Below are 21,002 nucleotides of genomic sequence, written 5' to 3'. Positions count from 1 at the left end.
ATTTCGGATATGGGATTTCGGAAGTCATACTACTGCTTTAGTATTATCGCAAATAAAATACCTTAATCATATCCGAAGTCAGAAAACCCAAATCTGAAATAATCTGAACTCCTTACCCAGCTAAGCAATTGTGCAAAATAAAATTTAATTTTTTGGCTTACGGATTTCAGCTGTGGGCTATCGGCAAAAAACACATTTTAACACTCTGTGCCTTGTGCCTGTTGCCTTGTCCCTAAACACATAACTTAAATCTTATTCTGCACGATTACTTACTAAATTTATTTGCTTGTATTAGCTTTAATAGCATCAGCTACATACGAGTAAGCTAGTTTACGAACATATTGCCCATTCCAAAGGCCGATTGGTTCATCAGCTCTCCAACTTGAATTGGCAGGACTATCAAGCGGACTCCAAATAGTAATACCATATCGCTGAGCCGCTGGAATGAGTTCAAAGTATTTGTCAATTACATACTTATACATTTCGGCTTGTGCTTGATATTGTTCTTTGGTAGCGTTAGCGGTTTTGACACCACCCAAGCCTATATCCAATTCTGAGATTTTAATTAACTTACCACTAGCTGCTAATAACTTGAACATTTCGGCAATTTTGTTTTTATCAGAAGTGATACTGATATGCATTTGTGTACCGATACCATCTACTTTTGCACCTTTGCTCTCGATATAATTTGTGTAAGCAATAATTCCTTTACATTTGTCGAGACTATATTCAAGATTATAGTCATTGATAAATAGCTTGTCATCAGGATTGCCGTATTTTCTTGCCAATTGGAATGCTGTTACTGCGTAATCTTTGCCAAGATAATCTTGCCAGAAAAACTCATCTGAAGAAATCGTAGTGCGACCTACGGCAGTTTTTAGCTCGTAAGGTTTTCCATCGTCCATAGGCTCATTAACGACATCCCATGCTTTTACATAAGATTTACTTACACCCATAATGCCTGACATCCAAGTGTCTAAAGCAGTGCCTATCAAACTAGTCTTTTCGGTTGCTGTTTTTTCTGCCAACGTAACTGCACCACCTGAAGCTTTAGTACTTTTCAGAACTACGTTATCTATATAAACTGTTCCACCAAATTCACCGTAACTAAATACCAATCGTGACTTATCTGTACCCGAAACTGTGGTTGTTAGTTCTATTAGCTTCCATTCTTTTGTAACTGGAACCTGACCATAGCCATTTGAGGTATAAGAAGGACTTTGTAATTCTGGTCGAATGATTCCTTCGGCAGTACCTTTTACCCAAAACGAAAGCACATAAGATTCGCCATTGTTAAGGCTTTTTCCTAAATCATAAAGAGTTTGGACATCCCAGTAGTTAGCTGATTTTGCAGGGTTTGTTACGAAAAAGGCTTTCCCCTTATTGCTATAACCCAAACCATCAGCTGTTACACCTCTCGACGAGCTACCGCCCCAGCCTCCCCAACCTGAGCCTGACTCAAAATCGCCGTTAGCTACAAGGTTGGTTACTACTGGAGTTCCTTGGGTATCGTACACGTAGAGGTTGTTGATGTCGATGTAATAATTCACATTCGGTTTATAGCCCAAATCAAAATTGAGCTTAATGCTATTTCCTGTAAAGTCACTGATTTGAAATCTGATTTCTTTCCATGAAATACCTGTCGTAAAAGTTGTTGAAGCTTTTCCAGATTTGGTCCAGTCAATCGAAGGAGTGTTGTTGCTAAGTCCTTCAAAAGAGATACGTCCTTCACCTGCAACATCTGATTTGATATAGCAAACGACTTCGTATTTATGTCCAGGTACAACAGTAATTGAAGGACTTGTCAGCTGTAAAGCGGTCGCCGATGACGAAGTAGCCGATGCACTCAGTTTTATCGCTTTTGTACCTGCTCCCATACCTGCGTTATTGGCAATAGAAATACCTGCACCGCTATTGACTTGGTTCCAACCAGTAAAAAGGTTGTTGTTTAATGGGTTAGTGTTTAGGTCGTTAGGAAAAGATGGCGCTGTTACGAGCATAGGTGCTATTAGGCTATTGAGATAGCTCGCATTTTGATTGGCATGCCAGCAAAGGGTATGTCCATAAACGGTAGTACCTGCTTCTTTGGCGGCTGCCAGAAGTTTGGATACATTATCTAAGGCCAAGGAGCCATTCGACTGCACTACAGCACCATGCTTCATTTCATATCCTAGGGCAATTTCATCGAAGTTTTTATTGGCCAGACGATACATTACCCCTTTGTTGACGTAGTCGTTGAGAGAAAGCGCTACGCCAAACTTAAAATTAGGATTTGAGGTGCGGTTGATATAGGATTTGAGCGCGGGATAGGCGTCAATATTTTCTTGCAAAGCAACACTTTCGGGTTTGGTTGTGGCAAACTCCAATGGCTCATATTTGGTACACGAAGCCAATACAATACTCGTGAAACCTAAAGCTATTTGATATAATTTGTTCATAGTAAAACAGTTCTAAAGATGAGTTTACTTAGCTACAGGAGTAAAAGTTTCCATAGTTACAGCACGATCACGCATAACCAAAGTATCCGAAGTGACTACTTTCATACCCGTAAGGTTGACTTCATAGTTGAGATAAAGCGCATCGCGGTCTTTGTTGCCCCAGCTATTTTTTTCACCTTTCTTGACAAAAGCACCTGTACCCGTAGCCGTGATACCTGAGGTAGCCGATGAAATCGTACATTTTCCGTTATTATCAAATTTCAAGAGTAAAGATGTACTGATATTTTTTCCGTCTTTATCTTTAAAAACAACTGGAAAAGTAAGCTCGGTCAAAGATTTAGTAGAAAGCATATTCACTTCATCTTTTTCTACATATTGCGCATGTCTCACAATCGTTTGATTGACCGATCCTGAAACGACATCTTTTCCTCTTCTCAAATAGTTACCATGCCAAGAGTTTACAAATTTTAACGCATAAAGCACAAAATGTTTTCCATAAAGAATCGAATCTGCGTCGGTAACTTTCGTCATGGTCAATGGAATAACATAAGTATTCTTAATTGCTTTAGGATCAGCAAAAAACGCGTCTGTGAGTTGGACATCTACACTTCCAGCAATAGTCCCCGAGGGAATAACGATTTTGTCAGAGGCTAGCTTAAAATAACTACTTGGCATTGGTAAAATTTCATCTTTGCCTGAGCCAAATCGCATCCCACTTCCTAGTAGTGAGTTATCTACAGCCACCGTTACTGCTACATCTTTTTTGCTGTAATACGCACCACCCAACGCTGCATAAATTTGACATTTATACTGATTATCGAGTTCGTTGTTTACTGTCAAATCTTCTCCTAAAGTGATGGTTCTTACAGGATATTGATAAGCAAAATAGACAGTTTGGTACTTGTAGTCTGGAAACTCCTTTTCGGCATTACACGAAACGAGTCCCATTACGAATATTACTAATATGAAAATCGAATTCTTCATAAGAATAAAGATGTTGTTTGTCAGAATTTCAGCCTAGCTTTATATCTATTCAGCTAGGCTGAAATTCGACTTTTGAAAAAAATTATATACTTAATTGTTCTGCTATTTCAAGAGCTTCTTAATTCCAACCTTGATTTTGCTCCAGTGCTGAGTATTTCAACACTTCCGAATAAGGAATTGGACCATATTTCATATAGTTTTGGAATACCCTTGATTCAACGCTTGGAAGAACGGTGTACGCACCACTACGAATACTAACTCCTTTGGCTGCTTCGGTGAGGTTGGCATCCCAGCGGCGTAAGTCCCAAAATCTGAATCCTTCAAAACATAGTTCCAAACGGCGCTCATTACGAATCAATTGGCGCATTTGTTCCTTATTGTTTTTGATACTTTCGAGATAGGCATCATTGTTGGATAAGCCAATTCCTGCACGACGGCGAATGGCTCTAAGAATATCATACGCCGAATAAGCATTTGTTCCTGTGCCAGTAGGTCCCCAAGCTTCGTTGGCTGCTTCTGCATAACTCAAGGCAATTTCGGTATAACGAATATGCGGTTTGTAATGACGCTGATTTGTCGAAGAGGTTGGGTTTAGGTTCACATCCTGACGCAATAGCTTACGCATATAATAGCCCGTTCTAGTCGAGGTAGCTACTTTGTTGAGTCCGTCGTTGGTAGTTCCGTCGGCAGCGGTATTGATAGCAGTGTTGTTGACACCAGCCGTAGCACCATTGACCAAAATGAACATTTTCAAACGAGGGTCACGATTTGAATAGGGGTCATTGGGATTAAATCCGCTGTTGGAGTCGCTAATAGGGTATCCATTGACTGTCGGAAAAGCATCTACCAAGTTTTGTGTTGGGTTTATTCTGCCATTTCCAAAAAGTGTTGGTGGAAAATTAGCTTGTTCCAAATCACGGTTTTCGCCCCAGTTGTTACGCCAAAGTATTTCTGGAGGATTAGCACCATCTTTCAATGCCGCAATTTCTGCAGTGTTGGAATACCATGTAAGTCCGCTAGCTACATTACTTGTAATAGCATTGATTCCACCGTTCAGATTTAATACTTGTGCCGAATAGTTTGCTGCATCTACCCATTTGTTAGCATTGTTTGGATTAAATGCTGGACTTGCTGCCAATAGCGCCACTTTTGCACGAATAGCCTTTGCAATACGACCACTCAAAAGACCGCTAAATGTTACCCCGAAAGCACGGTTATATTGTTCTATCGTAACGCTACCATATTTGGTTGGAATTTGTGACTCTTGTCCCGAAACCAAGTTGAGATAATCAAGCGGCAAACGAACATCTGCACTATCTAAGTCTGTATAGATTTGCTTGATACAATCGTCAAAACTAGCTCTTGGTAAATTGAAATTGTCAGAGGTTGTTTGAGTTTTTGTCAAAATCGGAACTCCTAACATATTACCTCCTTTACCTACACCTGCGTGTGCTTGCAACAAATTGTACATGAGCAATGCTCTAATACCAAATGCTTCTCCTTTGATACGCATAGCAAACAACTTGCTGGCAACAGGATCGGCTACCCATTTTACTTTATCCACCTCCCCAAGCATAATGTTCATGTACTGAATCCCAGCGTAACAGTTGGTCCATTGGTTGGCTGGATTGTTATTGGCAGTCCATTGTCCAGTTGCCATTTTCAAATACCCATTATTTTGGTCGTTGGTTACGGCATCGTCGGTGGCTACATCATTAAATGACCATGAGTTACTTGGAATTCGGTTGTATCCATTTAATAAGATACCAAATGGAAATCTAGAATCGCTTGGTAAATAGGCATTTGGGTCTAATTGCCTGTTGTTTTCCTGCGCAGGCTCTATCAAGTCTTGGCAACTTGTGAGCAAGAGGATACAGGCCAAAAATTTTAATATACCCTTATTCATATTCATCATAGTATAAGTTTCTAAGTATTAGTAAAAAACCTAAAACAACGCTTTTACGCCTAGGTTAAAGAATCGTGTTTGTGGTGAGCTAGCTACATTCAACTCAAGGGTTTCTCTGTTTTCGGAGAAAGTCCAAAGGTTAAATCCATTCACATACACGCCCAATTCACGCACAAAAGATTTCATTTTTAGTAAATCCGTTAAGTCATAAGTAATTTGAACTTTCGACAAGTCAAAACGGCTAGTGCTATACATCCAGAAATCAGATGAACGGAAGTTGTTGTCGCTGCTGAGGGTAGTTAAGCGAGGATAAGTAGCCGTCAACTTTGTAGCTTCTGTCCAGCGATTGCGTACCACTTCCGAATATTTATTTTCACCATATACCCAGAAATAAGAGTTGTTACGCATAGCATTTCCTCCGAAACGACCCACACCCAAAGCTAAGAATGTCAACTTTTTCCATTGTGCCGAAAGCGTAACACCCATTGTAAACGGCGCACCAAACCAACCTCCTTTTCCTAAAAACACCTCATCACGTGAATCGATAATGCCATCACCATTTTGATCTTTGTACTTAATATCGCCAGGTTTTACCTGACCGAATGTTTGTGATGGTGAGTTTTTGATATCATTGTCATCTTGGAAAAAGCCTAAATTTTGTAAGCCCCAAATACCATCCAGTGCTTTACCTTGTCTGTTTTGGTAAGCATTTTCGTAAAGCTCAGCTCTTTTTATGGCAGTAGTTTGGTAATAAGTACCATTAATGCCCAAGTTCCAGTTTACATCTCCAATTTTCTTGTTCAAATTGGCAGAGAAATCAAATCCTACACGCTTATCTTCATTATAATTTACATAAGGAATAAATGAAGACACTGGCCAGCCTGTTGTGAAATATGAAGGGAACAGTACAGAAGCTTGAATGATATTTCCTGTCATTTTGTTCATAAAGAAAGTACCATTCACATTCAATAGACGATTAAAGAAGGTACCTTCTAAACCAATATTGATTTCTTCTCTTCTTGGAAATTTCATATTAGGGTTGTCGCCTCTTCTCGATTCAGTTGCCTGAATACCCGTTCCATCTTTCCAACCATACCATGAACCAGCACCAGTATAAAATCCTTGGTATAGATAATAATCATTGATATCCAAGTCGGTATGCAGGATGCTTGCCGAAGCAGTAAGTTTTAGGTCATTAACAACAGATGAGTTTTTCAAGAAGTCTTCACGACTCAATCTCCAGCCCAAAGAAACCGATGGTGAGAATGCCTGACGGTTACTTGGTGGCAACTTAGCTGAGTGAATATACGCCGTACTCAAATCCAAGTAATACTTGTGATTGTAATTGTAACTTGCTAAAAAGCCAAGGTTTGCATTACTAGTTCGGTGATAAACCGCTGATTCGGATTGTTGGAAACCATTTGCCAATAAAATCGCTGAGAAGTTGTGGTTCGTACCAAAAGTTCTGTCATAGTTCAATTGACCCGAGAAAGCAATCATTTGACGATACCAGTTACCGCTTACATTTTGTGTTCCAGATTTAGCATCTTGGTTATAAACGGTCAAACTACTAATCAAATCGGTTCCGCTATAATTATTCCACGTTGGCGAGTAGGTAGCATACGAGTAATTGTAAGACAATGAGTAAGCTGTAGCATAATCTACCGCAAAACCTGTACGGAATGACAATCCTGTCAAAACGTTACGTAAATCTGCTTTTAGACCAGTATTAAACTGAAATTGACGGTTAGAATACTGGTTATTTCCACCTGCATAAATCGTTGCGATAGGGTTGGTTTGGTCAAGCTGAGTACCGCCTAGTAAATATTTTCCATCGATTAGGTTGTTACTATTTTGAATCCAAATTTGTGATGCAGCATCTTCTTTTTCAACCAAGTCAATGGGAATTAAAGGCGCAAAACGGTTGGGACGCACGGTAGCGGCACTTCCCCAATAATCAGTATTTACCCCTCTTCCTGTATAAAAAATCGCTGTTGCATCAGCATTCATCGAGATATATTCATTGAGTTGAATATCAAGATTTCCTCTGAAATTAAGACGATCCGAATTATTGTTATTTTTCGCTTCGCCAAAATTCAATAAAGAGCCAGTTGTTGAATATCCCAAGTTGGTATAATATCTTACACGCTCGTTTCCTCCCGAAATTTCGGCGGTGGCATCGTAGCGAGTAAAAACATTTTTGAGATAATCAGAAGAATAAAAATCTACATTCGGGAATCGATATTTATTTCGTCCTGAACCATAATTATAGATATCTAATTCTGAATATAAATCTGTCAAACCATCATTTCTACGAGCTTCATTATACATGGTCATGTATTCTGCCGAACCCAAATATTTTGGATAGCTTTTAGGAATATTGATACCACTGTTTACTCTCAAATCAAAACGACGTTTTCCTGCTTCTCCACGTTTGGTAATCACATTGACAACACCTTTGGCAGCGCGACTACCATAAAGTGCTACGGCATTGGCACCTTTCAAGAAAACAATTTCTTCTATCTCTGTAGGAGCCACATTTCCCGTTTCGCGAGGAACACCATCAATCATAAATAGATAGTTACCCATGCCCCAATTGCTATTTCCGTTGAATCCAGAGGCAAATGCTTCCATACCATCGAGGGTATTTGTAAAATAGTTTTTGTTTAAAAGCTCTTTTACATTGACCGAAGCAACTCCTCCCAATAAGTCTTGTTTTTCTACCTCACGAAAAGCAGCGTGAATCAAATCACGTGTTTTTTCGGGCGTAAGACTGATTTGAGAAATCGCTTTTGTAATGGTAATATACTTTGTTTCAAACCCTTTAGCCGAAATGGATAAAACATCATTTTTAGCTACTTCATATTCAAAAGAACCAAAAGCATCTGTTGTAACAGCTTTGCTATTTTCGGCCGCACTTGTTACAACCGCCCCTTTCAAAGGTTGGTTGTTTACCCCATATACAGTAGCCTTTATCTGTATGGTTGGGGTGTCTTGTGCCCTCGATGTTACAGGCTGTAACATCATGAGCGTGCACAAGAAGAGGAGTATTTTTATGAACTTCATTTGCTTTACATTAATCTTTTCAAGGTATGATTATAGTATTAGCTCTGATTACCAACCAGGGTTTTGAGCAAATTCTAAATAGAGGTTAGCATCGTTGTTTTTGAGTGGTAACCAATAATGCTTGTCGGTAAACTTACGTTCCAAGATGGTAGTCTCACGAATGTTCAACACTCTGTTTTCCTTAGGATCTTTGTTAGGATCTAGTGTGCTGGCACGGTCAAACTCTAGCGATTTTTTCAACGTATAAGGACTCTGTGTTAGTAACAACCAACGGCGTAAGTCATTGAATCGGTGTCCTTCAAAGGATAACTCAACGGCTCTCTCACGACGAACTTCCTCCATAAATAAATCTAATGACCCCAAGAATTTGCTTGCCACTCGTCCGACACTTGCTCTATCGCGAATGACATTGATAGCATCTACAGCGGTTTTACTATAACTAGCCGATTTACCCGTTGGCGAGCCATAACCCATAGCGGCAGCTTCAGCATACATCAAATAAACATCAGCCAAACGCATATAAGGTAGGTGGATATTCAAACTCTTATCGTAGCTATATCCTTGGTCGTATTTATTGGCAGTTCTTGGAACAAACTTAAATAACAAATACCCTGTGCGACTGCCTGTTGCGATGTCACGATACGAGCCTCCTGTATGCAGATTGGCATAACGGTTATTGGCTTCACTGGCGTTTGGAATACTTCCTGCAACCATTTTTACCCCATCAAATACAATGTCATTGTAAAAACGTGGATCACGACCTTTCCAAGGATACTCAGGATTATAGCCTGATTCGCTATCTGCTTGAGTAACATCTTTGATTGGCAAACCATTGGCCATACCATAATAATTAACGTAGTTAGAGGTTGGTAAAAACTTCACATCACCTTCGCTAATAATTAATGGCGAATACTGTTTACTGGTTCCCCAGTTCGAGCCATTAGCACCATAATATGGCCCTCTAAAAATAGCTTCAGTACTGCCGGGGATATTCCAGTTCTGCCCAGTTGTATAAAAGTTGGTGTAATACTGAGCAAAAGGAGCTAAGCTATACGGTGCTTCACCACTTTCACATAAGGATAATAATTCAGCAAAAGCGTCTGCTGCTTTTTGCAGTATTCGGCATTATAAGTACGGCTACCACCTGACACTGAGTTCATCAATGGACTTCCTGCCCAAAGGTAGTTTTTCCCTAAGTATCCCAAGGCCATAATTTTATTGATACGAAGCTGGTTTTTACCCAAGGTTCTTTTTCCTGCTGTGGTATTATCCCAGTTAGAAGGCAAAAGATTGGCCGCCTCTCTAAAATCCGCTGCCGCTTTGTCAGCACATTCGCTATACTTAAGTCGAGGTAAGGTAAGCTTTTGATCACCCGGAAGTACTTTATCAATATAAGGTAATCCACCAAAGTATTGCATAAACATAAAGTGGTACCATCCTCTGAAGAATAAGAGTTGTCCTTTGATAAGGTTTTTCTCTTCCTGAGTTGCATCGGTCAATTTATCGATATTAGCCAGACCCATATTAGCTTTACGAATCGCATACCAACCTAAACCCCAAAGTGATTTAGCAAAGCGGTCGTCGTTGGTTTGGTTATTATTACGATCCATCCAACCTGCCTGCCAGCCGTCAAAGTTGCGTTGCCATCCCCAAAAATCACCATTGTCGATTTTTACACAAAAGTGAAAAGTTTGAGCTGTAGATTGTATTTCATCTTCTCCCCAGTTCCAAGAGTTGGTCCAATAAGCATTAGTAAAGTCTGGAATACAGTGGTATAGCTCTTCAGTAAAGCCTTGAAAGTTAACAAAATTTTTAAAGGCATCTTTGTCCGAAACCAACGATTGAGGGTCACGGTCGAGAAAGTCTTTGCAGGAGGTAATTCCAAAAGTCATAGAAAGACCCACCGCCACAAACAAGAGTTTTATTTTCTTTATCATGCTTTTGTTTTAATTAAAAGGTAAGATTTAGACCTAAATTGAATCGTTTAACGGTAGGATATGCTCCTTGTGAAGCCCAGCCTGTACCAGCAAAGTTAGATTCGCGGTCATCTGGCATTTTACTCCAAGCAATGAGGTTGTTACCGTTGAGATAAATTCTGAGTCCTGAAACACCCAATTTTCTACTAAATTCTGGGGTAAAGTTGTAGGCGATTTCAGCATTCTTTAAGCGTACATACGAACCATCATACATGTATTGAGTGCCTCTGTAATACCCTTGTGGGGTGGTTAGCCAGCGAGGCATTGGATTAGCACCAGTGTTAGTTGGAGACCAATACTCACCTTCTTGATACACGGTATGACTTTGTGAACTCAAACTTCTAAACTCTACCTGACGAGTTACGTTATTGACAGCATAGAATTGAACAAAAGCCGAAAAGCCTTTCCAGTCAATACCAAAAGTGGCATTGTAGGTGTTAGCTGGCCAACCCGTATATCCATAAGGGATGTTATCACGAGCGTCGATAATTCCATCGCCATTGTAATCAACTAAATAGTAATTACTTGGAAGTTTTTGGTTATCATTAGCGTTGTGTGCTGCGCTTCCGTAAAGCTGATCCCAAGTGTTGTACATACCACGGCTCACATACGAATAAGCTTGATTAATTTGCATACCCTCCGATTTTTGATAGTCGGGTAATAGTTCGGGATTAGCTGCATCTATGATTTTATTTTGAGTATGAGTCATGTTGAGGTCAGTCCAAAATCTAAAGTTTCTTACAGATTTATTGAGGTGAAGCTCTAACTCATAACCACTTGATTTTACCGATCCTAAGTTGGCTACTGGAGGAGTTGCGCCAAAATAAGTTGGAACATCTGAACGGTTTGCTAATAAAATTTTGCTTCTATTATCCGTGAAGAAATCTGCTTTCCCTTTGATAAAGCCTTTCAAAAATTCGAAATCAACCCCAACATTGTATTTTTCTGATTGTTCCCATTGTACATTTGGGTTACCTACTACCGTTTGACTATACCATGTGTAAGGACTTTGTTCGGCGCCTTCGCCACTGATTCCTAATCTTGATCTTCCGTTATAATTCCATTGTTCTAAGTATGGCCATCTAACGCCGAGGTTATCAAAACCAGTTTGTCCATAAGAAGCTCTCACTTTAAATTGGTCTACAAACTTTAAAGACTTCATAAAGTTTTCATTCGAAACAATCCAGTTTAAGCCACCTGATTGGAAGAAGGCAAAGCGATAGGCTGATGCAAATTGTTCTGAACCATTATAGGCACCGTTGTATTCTACCGTGTATTTGTTGTTGTAGGTATAAGTTGTTCTAAATACCCAGTCTTCACGATACGATGGAATCATACTACCATTGGCAAACACGTTACGGTTCATCAAGCCCATTCCTGTTACATAATGCTTTCCAGCAATGTTTTTGGCATAGTTGAGCTGTAATTGATAAAACAATCTTCTTTGACTAGCGCCAATTGTACCAGCCGCAGGATTCCACTTGATACCCTCTTGAAAATCAAATCCTGTGATACCGTCAATGGCTTGGCGATAGGTAACAGCTCCAGTTTCTGGATTAATCCATTTACGCTGTGTATCGTTGTAAAGGTCATTAATACCTCTATCACTTTCTACAAAAGTATTATCAAGTGAGATAGTACCTGTGAATCTCAAGCCTTTGGTAATCATATCCAACTCTTGGTCGAGCGTAAAGTCTGTCGTTATTCTGGCTGTTGTTTGATAAGAAACACCACCAATTGCCAAGCTTCTGGCTGAGTTTTCTGCTCTAGCTTCGTTTGGTGCATAATATCCCCACGAACCATCTGAGTATACTGGCAAAAACAAATCTGGTGCTGCATTGTAGGCATCAATCCATGAACCATATTCAGAACCAGAAAAGCCCCAAGGGCTTTTACGAACTCCATACGAACCCGACAAGTTTGTCTTGAACAAAGTACTTGGCGTTAGCTGGAAGTCGAGGTTACTTCTTACATTCAAACGGTCAAAGCCAAAACCTTGTTCGTATCCTCTTTTGTTATTGTAAGTTTTAAACAAATCGGCTTCATGCAAAAAGTCAGCACTCGTAAAATACTTTACGGTATTTGTACCACCACTAATGTTTAAGTTGGCGTTGTTTGACCAAGCATGAGATTTGAACAAAGTTTCTTCCCAGTTAACATTCGGATATCGCTCTGCTTCGGCTAAGTCAGCTGGGTTTCGGTATTTGTTCAAAATATCGAAAGGCAAATAATCTCTCCAACCATCAGGCTTCGTAGCAAGTTCATATTCGATAACGTCATTTCTTATACGTAGTGCATCAAAGGAGTCATACTTTCCTGGAAGTTTGGACGGAGACTTCAAAATAGTATTCACCGTTGCACGGATCGAAGCCTTACCAGTTTTACCTCTTTTGGTTGTAATGAGGATTACACCATTGGCACCTCTCGAACCAAATACAGCTGTTGCAGAAGCATCTTTCAATACAGTCACAGTTTCTACCGAACTGATGTCGACGCTATTCATAGGTCGTTCCACACCATCCACTAAAATCAATGGGTCTGAGTTGTTCCAAGTACTTCGTCCGCGAATGATAATTTGTGGGTCTTCGGCTCCTGGCAAACCTGTACTGGCATTGGTAATCAAACCTGGCACGTTACCTGTAAGGGCTGCACCAATACTCGATACCCCACCCGCACGCTCAAGGACTTTTCCTGTGGTTTGGGTTACCGAAGCTACTACGCCTTCTTTCTTTTGTTTACCATACCCAACCACAACAACTTCGTCTAGGGCAGTTTGAAATTCTTCTAAAACGACATCAATTGTAGTTTTTTCCCGACTAAAATCTCCTGTGGTTTAAAGCCGATTGAACTAATCAGTAATGTTTCTTTAGAGGAACAGTTGATACTAAAAGCTCCATCCTTGTTGGCATTGGTCCCTTTGGAAGTTCCCTTTACGGCAATGGTCGCTCCGGGTATCGGTTCACCCGATGAAGACTTTACAGTTCCTCTTACTGTTTGAGCTTTTGAGGTGAAGCTCATAACCCCAATCATAAGCGAGACAAACCAAGCTACTAAGTGAAGTTTATTTCGAATAGTTGAAATAGGTAGGTTAAAGTGTTTCATACATTAGAATAAAATATGATTCATTTAATAATTAATATAAAATTACAATGCAAAGTAAGGTCATGTAGATAGAATATATTAGCACAAATCTTCAAATATGTATTCCTTATGTTTATCCTTCCTGATGAAAGTGTCACAATGACACTTTTGTCAGGAAGGATAAACACAAAGCCCAACCAATGACAGACACAAATGAGGTTTATCTTAACTTATAAGAAGTGTTTTGAAATGCTCATAAAATGAAGCATACTCCTTAATCAGTATGAAAGACTATGTGAAGGTTTTCCAACTATAGCAGATTGAGGATTTCTGATTTCGGTCATAAAGTAAAATAGCTTTATTCTTTACAAAATATAGAACGGGATACTTCCGAAATCCAACCTGCAATATCCGAATGAATGGTTTTTACATTCTTATGTACACTGCTAGCGATCATTTGTAAATAGCGCTGTGTTTTGATATTATTTTTAGATATTTTTGAATGTTTCAAATTAATAATAACCTAATGAAAAAAATTATCGTAGTAGGTAGCTCAAATACTGACATGGTGATAAAAGCTGAAAGACTGGCAGCACCAGGTGAAACGATTATCGGAGGAAAATTTTTGATGAATGCTGGTGGCAAAGGAGCGAATCAAGCTGTTGCTAGTGCGCGACTCGGATGCCCAACTGTGTTTGTTTGTAGAGTTGGAGATGATATTTTTGGTCGTCAAGCTCTTCAACAATTTGCGCTGGAAGGAATCAATACTGATTATGTGATAGTCGATGCTGAAAATCCTTCAGGGGTTGCGCTGATCAATGTAGACGCCAAGGGTGAAAATTGTATTACGGTAGCACCAGGGTCCAATGCTTATTTATCTATTGAAGATATTGAAAACGCATGGAGTATTTTTGAACAAAACGATATTTTGCTTATTCAGTTAGAGACTCCTATCAAAACGGTCGAATACACTATTCAAAAAGCCTATGAGTCGGGAGTAAAAGTGATTTTGAATCCAGCACCTGCAGCTCAACTTTCCTCTTCTGTATTTCCTTTCATACATATAATTACACCAAACGAAACAGAAGCCGAACTTCTCACTAGGATCAAAGTCACAGATTTTGCAAGTGCTCAAAAAGCGGGACAAGTTTTTACTGAACTAGGCGTTCAAAACATCCTGATTACTTTAGGCGCGAAGGGCGTATATCTAAAATCAGCAGATTTTGAGGGAATAGTTGAAACGCCTCAAGTCGTTGCCATAGATACCACTGCTGCTGGAGATTGTTTTAGTGGGGCTTTGGCGGTAGCTATTCATGAGGAAAAGACGCTTGTAGAAGCTGCGAAGTTCGCCTGTAAAGCCGCCTCCATTACTGTGACTCGCATGGGAGCGCAAGCCTCTATGCCATCAAGAGCCGAAATGTAGGTAGTAGGAGTTATTAGTTAATAGTATATCGGTTAACATAACAAATTCATAATCAAAATAGTGATGCTAAACTAAGTTGGTAGGCAAAATAAAATTCAACTATTTGGCTTTCGACTTTCAGCAATGGACTTTCGGCAAAAACATATCCGTTGTTACTAAAACATGTTAAAACTCTTTACCTAGTGCCTGTTGCCTAGTGCCTAAGCACATAACTTAAATCCTTTTTTCTATGAAACTAAAACTCACCATTGTGCTGACGCTCATGACATTGATGCTGTTTGGACAAAACCGTCAGAAGGTCATTTTTGATTGTGATTTGGGCGATGACATTGACGATGCCTTTGCCTTGGCAATGCTTCTAACTAACCAAGATAAATTGGATATTTTGGGTATTACTACTTGTTATGGTCGTACTGATGACCGTGCAAAAGTGGCGCTCAAATTATTATATGAGACTGGTCAAGATAAAATTCCTGTGGCCTTGGGACGTAATACTTCCAAAATAGACGATCGTGCCAACTGGTATGCAGAACAGTTTTACTGGGCAAAGGATTTTAACAAATTGAAACCTATTCAACAATCTGCTACAGATTTTATCATTGAAAACCTCAAAAAATACCCCAACGAGGTCATCATTATTTCGGTTGGACCAGTGACCAATATGGCAGCTGTCATCGACAAAGATCCCAAGGCCTTGAAGTTGGCTAAGAAAATCTATGCGATGTTTGGCTCATTCTATATTGGCTACAACACCTATCCAAGTATCGATGCTGAATGGAATGTAAAAGTGGATATTCCTGCCGCCAAGAAGTTTGTCAATTCGGGAGCTAATATAGTTTATGCGGGTCTGGACGTAACTGCTATGGTAAAACTTGATAAAGCCAAGCGAGATTTATTATCGATGCGACAGTCTGTTTTGACAAATGCCTTGTCGGGTTTATATGTGCTTTGGGGTAACGAAACGCCTACGCTTTTTGACCCTGTTGCGATCGGTATGTTGCTGTATCCAGAGCTTTTCAAGACCAAAAAAGTCAATATCGCTGTCGATAATGAAGGCTTTACCCGAATAAACGAAAATCAAGTCCCTAATGCCGAAGTAGGTGTTTCGATTGATTCTAATGAGTTTATCAACCGAATAATGAAAAGCTTTTTATATCAAAATTTAGAACGTTAAGTATTGAGCTATGAATACTCGGAAAAACTGTTTTACTATTTCATTTTTTTAGTAAAATATTGATTATTCAAAATTCACAACTCATAACTCAGCACTCATTCATAATGCTATCCTTTTATTAATCAACTATTTAACTTTATGAAAAAAACATTTCTATTACTTCTATTTTTGACCCATACATTATTGGCTCAACAAAAAACACTTACCTTAAGCAAAACACAGCTCAAGGATAAAATCAAAGGCGGTTGGGCTGGTCAAACTATTGGGGTAACCTTTGGAGGACCCGTTGAGTTTAAATACAACGGCACCATCATCAATGAATATCAGCCTATACAATGGTATGATGGCTATTTGAAGAACACCATGCTCAACAACCCAGGTTTGTATGATGATTTATATATGGACTTGACGTTCGTGGATGTATTTGAAAAAGAAGGACTTGATGCGCCAGTTGAGTCACACGCCAAGGCTTATGCCAATGCTGGCTATGCGCTTTGGCACGCAAATCAAGCGGGAAGATATAATATTTTGCATGGAATGATGCCTCCTGCTTCTGGTCATTGGGTAAATAATCCTCATGCTGATTGTATTGATTATCAAATAGAATGCGATTTTGCGGGACTTATGTCGCCTGCTATGCCAAATGCAGCCTCAAAAATTTCTGATAAAATTGGACATATCATGAACTATGGCGATGGGTATTTTGGTGGCGTGTATTTAGGTGCGTGTTATACTTTGGCATTTACTTCTACTGATATTAAATATATTGTTTCAGAAGCACTCAAGACTATTCCCAAAGAAAGTAATTACTATAAATGTATAGCTGATGTAATCAAATGGCATCAAATGTATCCAAATGATTGGAAAAAAACATGGTATTTACTCCAAGACAAATGGACTCAGGATATAGGTTGCCCAGATGGTGTGTTTGCGCCCTTCAATATCGATGCAACTATCAACTCGGCGTATGTAGTCTTGGGATTACTTTACGGTAATGGCGATTTTTCTCAAACTATGGAAATTACGACCCGATGCGGTCAAGATGCAGACTGTAACCCTTCATCAGCAGGGGGAATACTAGGAACGGTATTGGGTTATGACAAAATTCCAGCTTATTGGAAAATGGGTTTGAAAGAGGCGGAAGATATTGATTTTAAATACACCACCATTTCATTGGCAGATGTGTATGAAATTGGTACCAAACACGCTTTGTTGAATATAGAACGTAATGGAGGGAAAGTTTTAGAAGATAAAGTAATTATTCCAATTCAGACTCCTGTGCCAGTCAAAATGGAAAAAAGCTTTGACGGGACTTATCCAATTGATAAACAGTTTGTTAATAAATATTTGAAAGATGAATATACCTTTGATTTTGAAGGGACAGGTTTTGTAGTAAAGGGAGAAACGGCTAAATGGATGTCAGAAAGCACTTTTAACTTTCAGGTAGAATTGTATTTGGATGGTAATAAAATCGAGACGGTAGCTTTGCCAACAAGTTTCAAAGAACGTCGCCATGAGCTATTTTGGAAATATTTGCTTCCTAAAGGCAAACATACCGTTAAGTTAAAAATGCTTAATCCATCAGAGGAGCATGAATGTCGCATTACGGAGGTTTTGATTTATGGAGATAGTCCAAATAGTGATTCTAATCAGACCATCTATCGTTTTGGACAGAGAAAACCAACGGCAAAAAAGTAATAACCACAAAAAATCAAACTTATGTTTATCATCGAAAACTATACCACAGCGGTGGTTTTTTGTATCGTAACTATGTTATGCTGGGGCTCATGGGCCAATACCCAAAAGTTAGCTTCGTCCAATTGGCGTTTTGAGCTTTTTTATTGGGATTATGTCATTGGTATTCTCATTACTTCCTTATTATTTGCTTTTACGCTTGGAAGTATGGGCGAAGGAGGAAGAGGTTTTTTAGTTGATATACAACAAGCTGATAATGTCAATATTTATTCGGCAATTATCGGAGGTATTGTATTCAATTTGGCAAATATTTTGTTAGGAGCGGCTATCTCTATCGCAGGTATGTCGGTCGCCTTCCCTGTAGGAATAGGCTTGGCATTGGTAGTCGGCGTGATTGTTAATTACATTGATGCACCTATTGGTAATTCAACTTTTATTTTTGTGGGAGTAGCCCTTATTGTAATTGCTATTTTGCTTAATGCCAGCGCTTACCGAAAAATGCTTGCAGGCAATACGGCTTCGGTGTCAACCAAGGGGCTTGTTCTTTCGGTTATTAGTGGTTTGTTGATGGGACTATTTTATAAGTACGTTGCCAACTCCATGTTTCCCGATTTTACACATCCTGTAGATGGTAAACTGAGTCCTTATACCGCTGTTGTATTTTTTGCGGGAGGTATCTTCTTGAGTAATTTCATTTTCAATACATTTTTAATGAAAAAACCTTTTTTAGGAGCGCCTGTAAGCTATTCAGATTATTTTAAGGGAACAAGCCAGAACCATCTTATGGGTATTGTTGGTGGAAGTATTTGGTGTATCGGAATGTCATTCAATATCATTGCTTCAGGTACAGCAGGCCCAGCTATTTCGTATGGCTTGGGACAAGGAGCTACCATTGTCGCTGCTATTTGGGGTATTTATATCTGGAAAGAATTCAAAAATGCTCCACAAGGAACCAATACTTTGCTTAATATCATGTTGTTGTGCTATATCCTTGGTCTGGGATTATTGATTTCTGCCAAGTGATGATATATTTTCCGATAGTGTGCGACTTAAGTCGCACACTATCGGAAAATAAACCTAGTTTTGAACAACTAGTGTTTATTTTTTCTTATTCTCCTGAGCCACATCATACATAGCTTTATAAGATGTATTTAATGTTTTGTCATCTAGTAAAATGTATCTATTCTCTTGGTCTCTTAGTTCTATTTCACCATTAAGGGCAAATTTTATTTTGGTAAAGTTAAAACCAGTATTGATTTTAAATTGAGCGGTGTAAACAGAATCTTTAATTACTTCTTTCATGACTAAGTCATTATTCCAATTTAAAGGATCACTGTTTCCTCGCACTCCCATTGTTTTAACACTTGTTTTGTGTGGCAAAGTTACTTGTACAGTTACTGTATGGCTTTTTGTATCTTGAACGCCAGCCATTAATAGTACCAAGACGATTGGTAAAAAGCTAGACATTCCAATCTTGAAATTCTGTTTTTGATAAATCAAATGATCTATACCAAAGCGTCCACTGCCTAGAATAAGATGAAACATACTTACCCACAAAATCCCCAAAGCAGGCATCATTGACCACAGCCCATTGTCCCACTGCTGGCAGATTGCTGCCACAAGCATAGTACATGCCATCAAAAACGAAAATAGGCGAGTTTGAAAACCAAGTATAAAAGCCATTCCACCGATACCTTCACTAAAGGCTCCCATGTATGCAAGAAAAACAGAGAATGTTTTGAAAATACCACCATAGGCAGCTACATCGCTCGGAAACCAAAATACAACCTCAAATAAACCAAGATTGATCTCAGAAGGAGTCCAAGGCAAACCAAATTTGGAAGCACCAAAATCTGAAGTGAGCCAATATCCACAAATGATTCTTGGGATACTAATAAATACATCTTGCCACCAGCGAGGCATTGTGATTGGGCGAAATAAGAGGTCGAATAGATTTTTCATAAAGCGTTTTTTCTTCAAAGGTAGCTCTATATAGATACCTCAATCGCTTCAAATTATGATTTGAAACCTATTTTATTAGCGAAAATGCTCTTGGATGTACTCCACAGGGGTAAAATTGGTAACTTTTTTGAAAGCACGGTTAAAAGTTGCCTTACTATTAAAACCACAATCGAATGCGATACTCAATAATGTTTGCTTTTTATGAAGTCCTTTTCCTATTTCACTTATTACAAAATTGATTCGATACTGGTTAATTAAATCATTAAAATTTTGACCAAAACCTTTATTAATTACTTTACTCAAAATGGAAGCATTGGTATTGAGTTGTTTGGAAAGTTCAACCAAGGTAAGTTCAGGATTCAGAAAAACCTGTTCTTGTTCTAGCTCAGAAAGAAGGGCATCTTTGATTAACAGCAGCTCATCACTTAGTTCTTGAGTTGTGGTATTTTCAATCATCGGAATAGAGACATATTCAGTATCGATGGTATCAGTGGCAGCCCAGTAGGTTTCTTCTGTCGCTAAAAGATTGGTTCGAAACAACAACTTACTTTCGACGGCATTGCTATAACTCAAAATCGCAATGTAATAGCAGCAAATAGCGTAACACAAAAAATACCACCAAGTATTGATATAGTTCATGTCCCAAATAAGTCCCAATACTGCTACGACGCCTCTTATGAACAGCAACATAATACAAGCAAAAAAGAATCTAGGTAACCATGGATACAAATAGGCCGTTGTATTACTCAAAACTTGATTAATGCTTTTCAGATACAATTGATGGTATCTAAATCCCATCACTAAATAGATGGACATACTGATAAAGCCTAAAAGCTGATACCAAGTTTCAAAGTCGGGATCCTGTCCGCTGGCAAGAAAACCATAATCATGGAGGATAAATTTGTCGTAAATAACTATGACAGCACTGTAAATCAAATACAAAATGGCAGGGATAAAATGCAAAAGCATGCTGCGGTTTAGTTTCAGCGCAGGGTTCAGTAGACTTTGTGTGTAAAAAAATAACACTGGCCCTAATAACAACAGATGTTGGAAAGGAGTATAAAATAGAAAATCTCTATAGGGTTGTGTATCATACCACCCTGCAAATCCCACCATCCAAGGCGTGAAGTAAAGTGTGCTTAAGAATAGAAAGAGGCTCATCCAAAAACTCGAAAGCTGTTGGGTTTTGATATATTTTATCAAAAATAGGAAACTGTATACCAACAGGTGGATAAAAAAAACAAGTAAAAATGAGCTATAAAAGCTGAATGAAAATAACATTATTATCCATTTATGG

General features: G+C 38.9%; 14 protein-coding genes. 4 read left to right on the top strand and 10 right to left on the bottom strand.

What is annotated here, in order from left to right; genetic code table 11:
• Nucleotides 1-278 precede the first annotated feature (278 nt).
• The 8 genes from BWI92_RS13785 to BWI92_RS27745 form a co-directional block, all read right to left on the bottom strand.
• Nucleotides 279-2,438: an endo-1,4-beta-xylanase gene (locus BWI92_RS13785; RefSeq protein ID WP_095163839.1), complete on the bottom strand. Its 2,160-nt coding sequence runs from the start codon at nucleotides 2,436-2,438 to the stop codon at nucleotides 279-281.
• 24 nt (nucleotides 2,439-2,462) lie between these two features.
• Complete coding sequence (locus tag BWI92_RS13780; protein ID WP_095163838.1) at nucleotides 2,463-3,422, bottom strand: DUF5627 domain-containing protein; 960 nt, start codon at nucleotides 3,420-3,422, stop codon at nucleotides 2,463-2,465.
• A gap of 118 nt (nucleotides 3,423-3,540) precedes the next feature.
• Nucleotides 3,541-5,304 (bottom strand): RagB/SusD family nutrient uptake outer membrane protein, encoded by a 1,764-nt coding sequence (locus BWI92_RS13775; protein ID WP_229363091.1) that lies wholly within the window; start codon nucleotides 5,302-5,304, stop codon nucleotides 3,541-3,543.
• A gap of 63 nt (nucleotides 5,305-5,367) precedes the next feature.
• Nucleotides 5,368-8,355 (bottom strand): SusC/RagA family TonB-linked outer membrane protein, encoded by a 2,988-nt coding sequence (locus BWI92_RS13770; protein ID WP_229363089.1) that lies wholly within the window; start codon nucleotides 8,353-8,355, stop codon nucleotides 5,368-5,370.
• An 87-nt stretch (nucleotides 8,356-8,442) separates the two neighbouring features.
• Nucleotides 8,443-9,363, bottom strand: coding sequence for a RagB/SusD family nutrient uptake outer membrane protein (locus BWI92_RS28250; protein WP_229363101.1), 921 nt, complete (start codon nucleotides 9,361-9,363; stop codon nucleotides 8,443-8,445).
• A 74-nt stretch (nucleotides 9,364-9,437) separates the two neighbouring features.
• The gene (locus BWI92_RS28245; RefSeq protein WP_229363080.1) at nucleotides 9,438-10,331 is read right to left on the bottom strand and encodes a RagB/SusD family nutrient uptake outer membrane protein; all 894 of its coding nucleotides are present in this window, start codon (nucleotides 10,329-10,331) and stop codon (nucleotides 9,438-9,440) included.
• Between the two features lie 13 nt (nucleotides 10,332-10,344).
• Nucleotides 10,345-13,122, bottom strand: a complete 2,778-nt coding sequence (locus BWI92_RS13760) for a SusC/RagA family TonB-linked outer membrane protein (RefSeq protein WP_229363078.1) — start codon at nucleotides 13,120-13,122, stop codon at nucleotides 10,345-10,347.
• 32 nt (nucleotides 13,123-13,154) lie between these two features.
• Nucleotides 13,155-13,472, bottom strand: a complete 318-nt coding sequence (locus BWI92_RS27745; RefSeq protein WP_217903414.1) for a carboxypeptidase-like regulatory domain-containing protein — start codon at nucleotides 13,470-13,472, stop codon at nucleotides 13,155-13,157.
• Between the two features lie 505 nt (nucleotides 13,473-13,977).
• Here BWI92_RS27745 and rbsK point away from each other — a divergent pair.
• The 4 genes from rbsK (at nucleotide 13,978) to BWI92_RS13740 (ending at nucleotide 18,766) form a co-directional block, all read left to right on the top strand.
• Complete coding sequence (gene rbsK / locus BWI92_RS13755) at nucleotides 13,978-14,874, top strand: ribokinase (RefSeq protein WP_095163836.1); 897 nt, start codon at nucleotides 13,978-13,980, stop codon at nucleotides 14,872-14,874.
• A 229-nt stretch (nucleotides 14,875-15,103) separates the two neighbouring features.
• The gene (locus BWI92_RS13750; protein ID WP_095163835.1) at nucleotides 15,104-16,048 is read left to right on the top strand and encodes a nucleoside hydrolase; all 945 of its coding nucleotides are present in this window, start codon (nucleotides 15,104-15,106) and stop codon (nucleotides 16,046-16,048) included.
• A 138-nt stretch (nucleotides 16,049-16,186) separates the two neighbouring features.
• Nucleotides 16,187-17,746: an ADP-ribosylglycohydrolase family protein gene (locus tag BWI92_RS13745; protein WP_095163834.1), complete on the top strand. Its 1,560-nt coding sequence runs from the start codon at nucleotides 16,187-16,189 to the stop codon at nucleotides 17,744-17,746.
• Between the two features lie 21 nt (nucleotides 17,747-17,767).
• Complete coding sequence (locus BWI92_RS13740) at nucleotides 17,768-18,766, top strand: GRP family sugar transporter (RefSeq protein ID WP_095163833.1); 999 nt, start codon at nucleotides 17,768-17,770, stop codon at nucleotides 18,764-18,766.
• A gap of 75 nt (nucleotides 18,767-18,841) precedes the next feature.
• On the opposite strand, the gene BWI92_RS13735 is transcribed toward BWI92_RS13740, so the two are convergent.
• The gene (locus BWI92_RS13735; protein WP_095163832.1) at nucleotides 18,842-19,705 is read right to left on the bottom strand and encodes a DoxX family protein; all 864 of its coding nucleotides are present in this window, start codon (nucleotides 19,703-19,705) and stop codon (nucleotides 18,842-18,844) included.
• Between the two features lie 75 nt (nucleotides 19,706-19,780).
• On the bottom strand, nucleotides 19,781-20,866 hold the full coding sequence (locus BWI92_RS13730) for an AraC family transcriptional regulator (protein ID WP_176464421.1): 1,086 nt from the start codon (nucleotides 20,864-20,866) through the stop codon (nucleotides 19,781-19,783).
• Nucleotides 20,867-21,002: the final 136 nt, after the last annotated feature.

The sequence above is a fragment of the Flectobacillus sp. BAB-3569 genome, assembly GCF_002270355.1.
Taxonomy (GTDB): domain Bacteria; phylum Bacteroidota; class Bacteroidia; order Cytophagales; family Spirosomataceae; genus Flectobacillus; species Flectobacillus roseus.
The sequence above is the reverse complement of the archived record's forward strand: the minus strand, read 5'-3'. Positions and strand labels throughout refer to the sequence as shown.

Excerpts from the sequence above, each read along its gene's own strand:
- BWI92_RS13730 (WP_176464421.1), bottom strand. The coding sequence starts at position 20,866 with ATGAGCCTCTTTCTATTCTTAAGCACACTTTACTTCACGCCTTGGATG.
- BWI92_RS13735 (WP_095163832.1), bottom strand. The coding sequence starts at position 19,705 with ATGAAAAATCTATTCGACCTCTTATTTCGCCCAATCACAATGCCTCGC.
- BWI92_RS13780 (WP_095163838.1), bottom strand. The coding sequence starts at position 3,422 with ATGAAGAATTCGATTTTCATATTAGTAATATTCGTAATGGGACTCGTT.
- BWI92_RS27745 (WP_217903414.1), bottom strand. The coding sequence starts at position 13,472 with ATGAAACACTTTAACCTACCTATTTCAACTATTCGAAATAAACTTCAC.
- BWI92_RS13745 (WP_095163834.1), top strand. The coding sequence starts at position 16,187 with ATGAAAAAAACATTTCTATTACTTCTATTTTTGACCCATACATTATTG.
- BWI92_RS13785 (WP_095163839.1), bottom strand. The coding sequence starts at position 2,438 with ATGAACAAATTATATCAAATAGCTTTAGGTTTCACGAGTATTGTATTG.
- BWI92_RS13770 (WP_229363089.1), bottom strand. The coding sequence starts at position 8,355 with ATGATGTTACAGCCTGTAACATCGAGGGCACAAGACACCCCAACCATA.
- BWI92_RS28245 (WP_229363080.1), bottom strand. The coding sequence starts at position 10,331 with ATGATAAAGAAAATAAAACTCTTGTTTGTGGCGGTGGGTCTTTCTATG.
- rbsK (WP_095163836.1), top strand. The coding sequence starts at position 13,978 with ATGAAAAAAATTATCGTAGTAGGTAGCTCAAATACTGACATGGTGATA.
- BWI92_RS13740 (WP_095163833.1), top strand. The coding sequence starts at position 17,768 with ATGTTTATCATCGAAAACTATACCACAGCGGTGGTTTTTTGTATCGTA.
- BWI92_RS13750 (WP_095163835.1), top strand. The coding sequence starts at position 15,104 with ATGAAACTAAAACTCACCATTGTGCTGACGCTCATGACATTGATGCTG.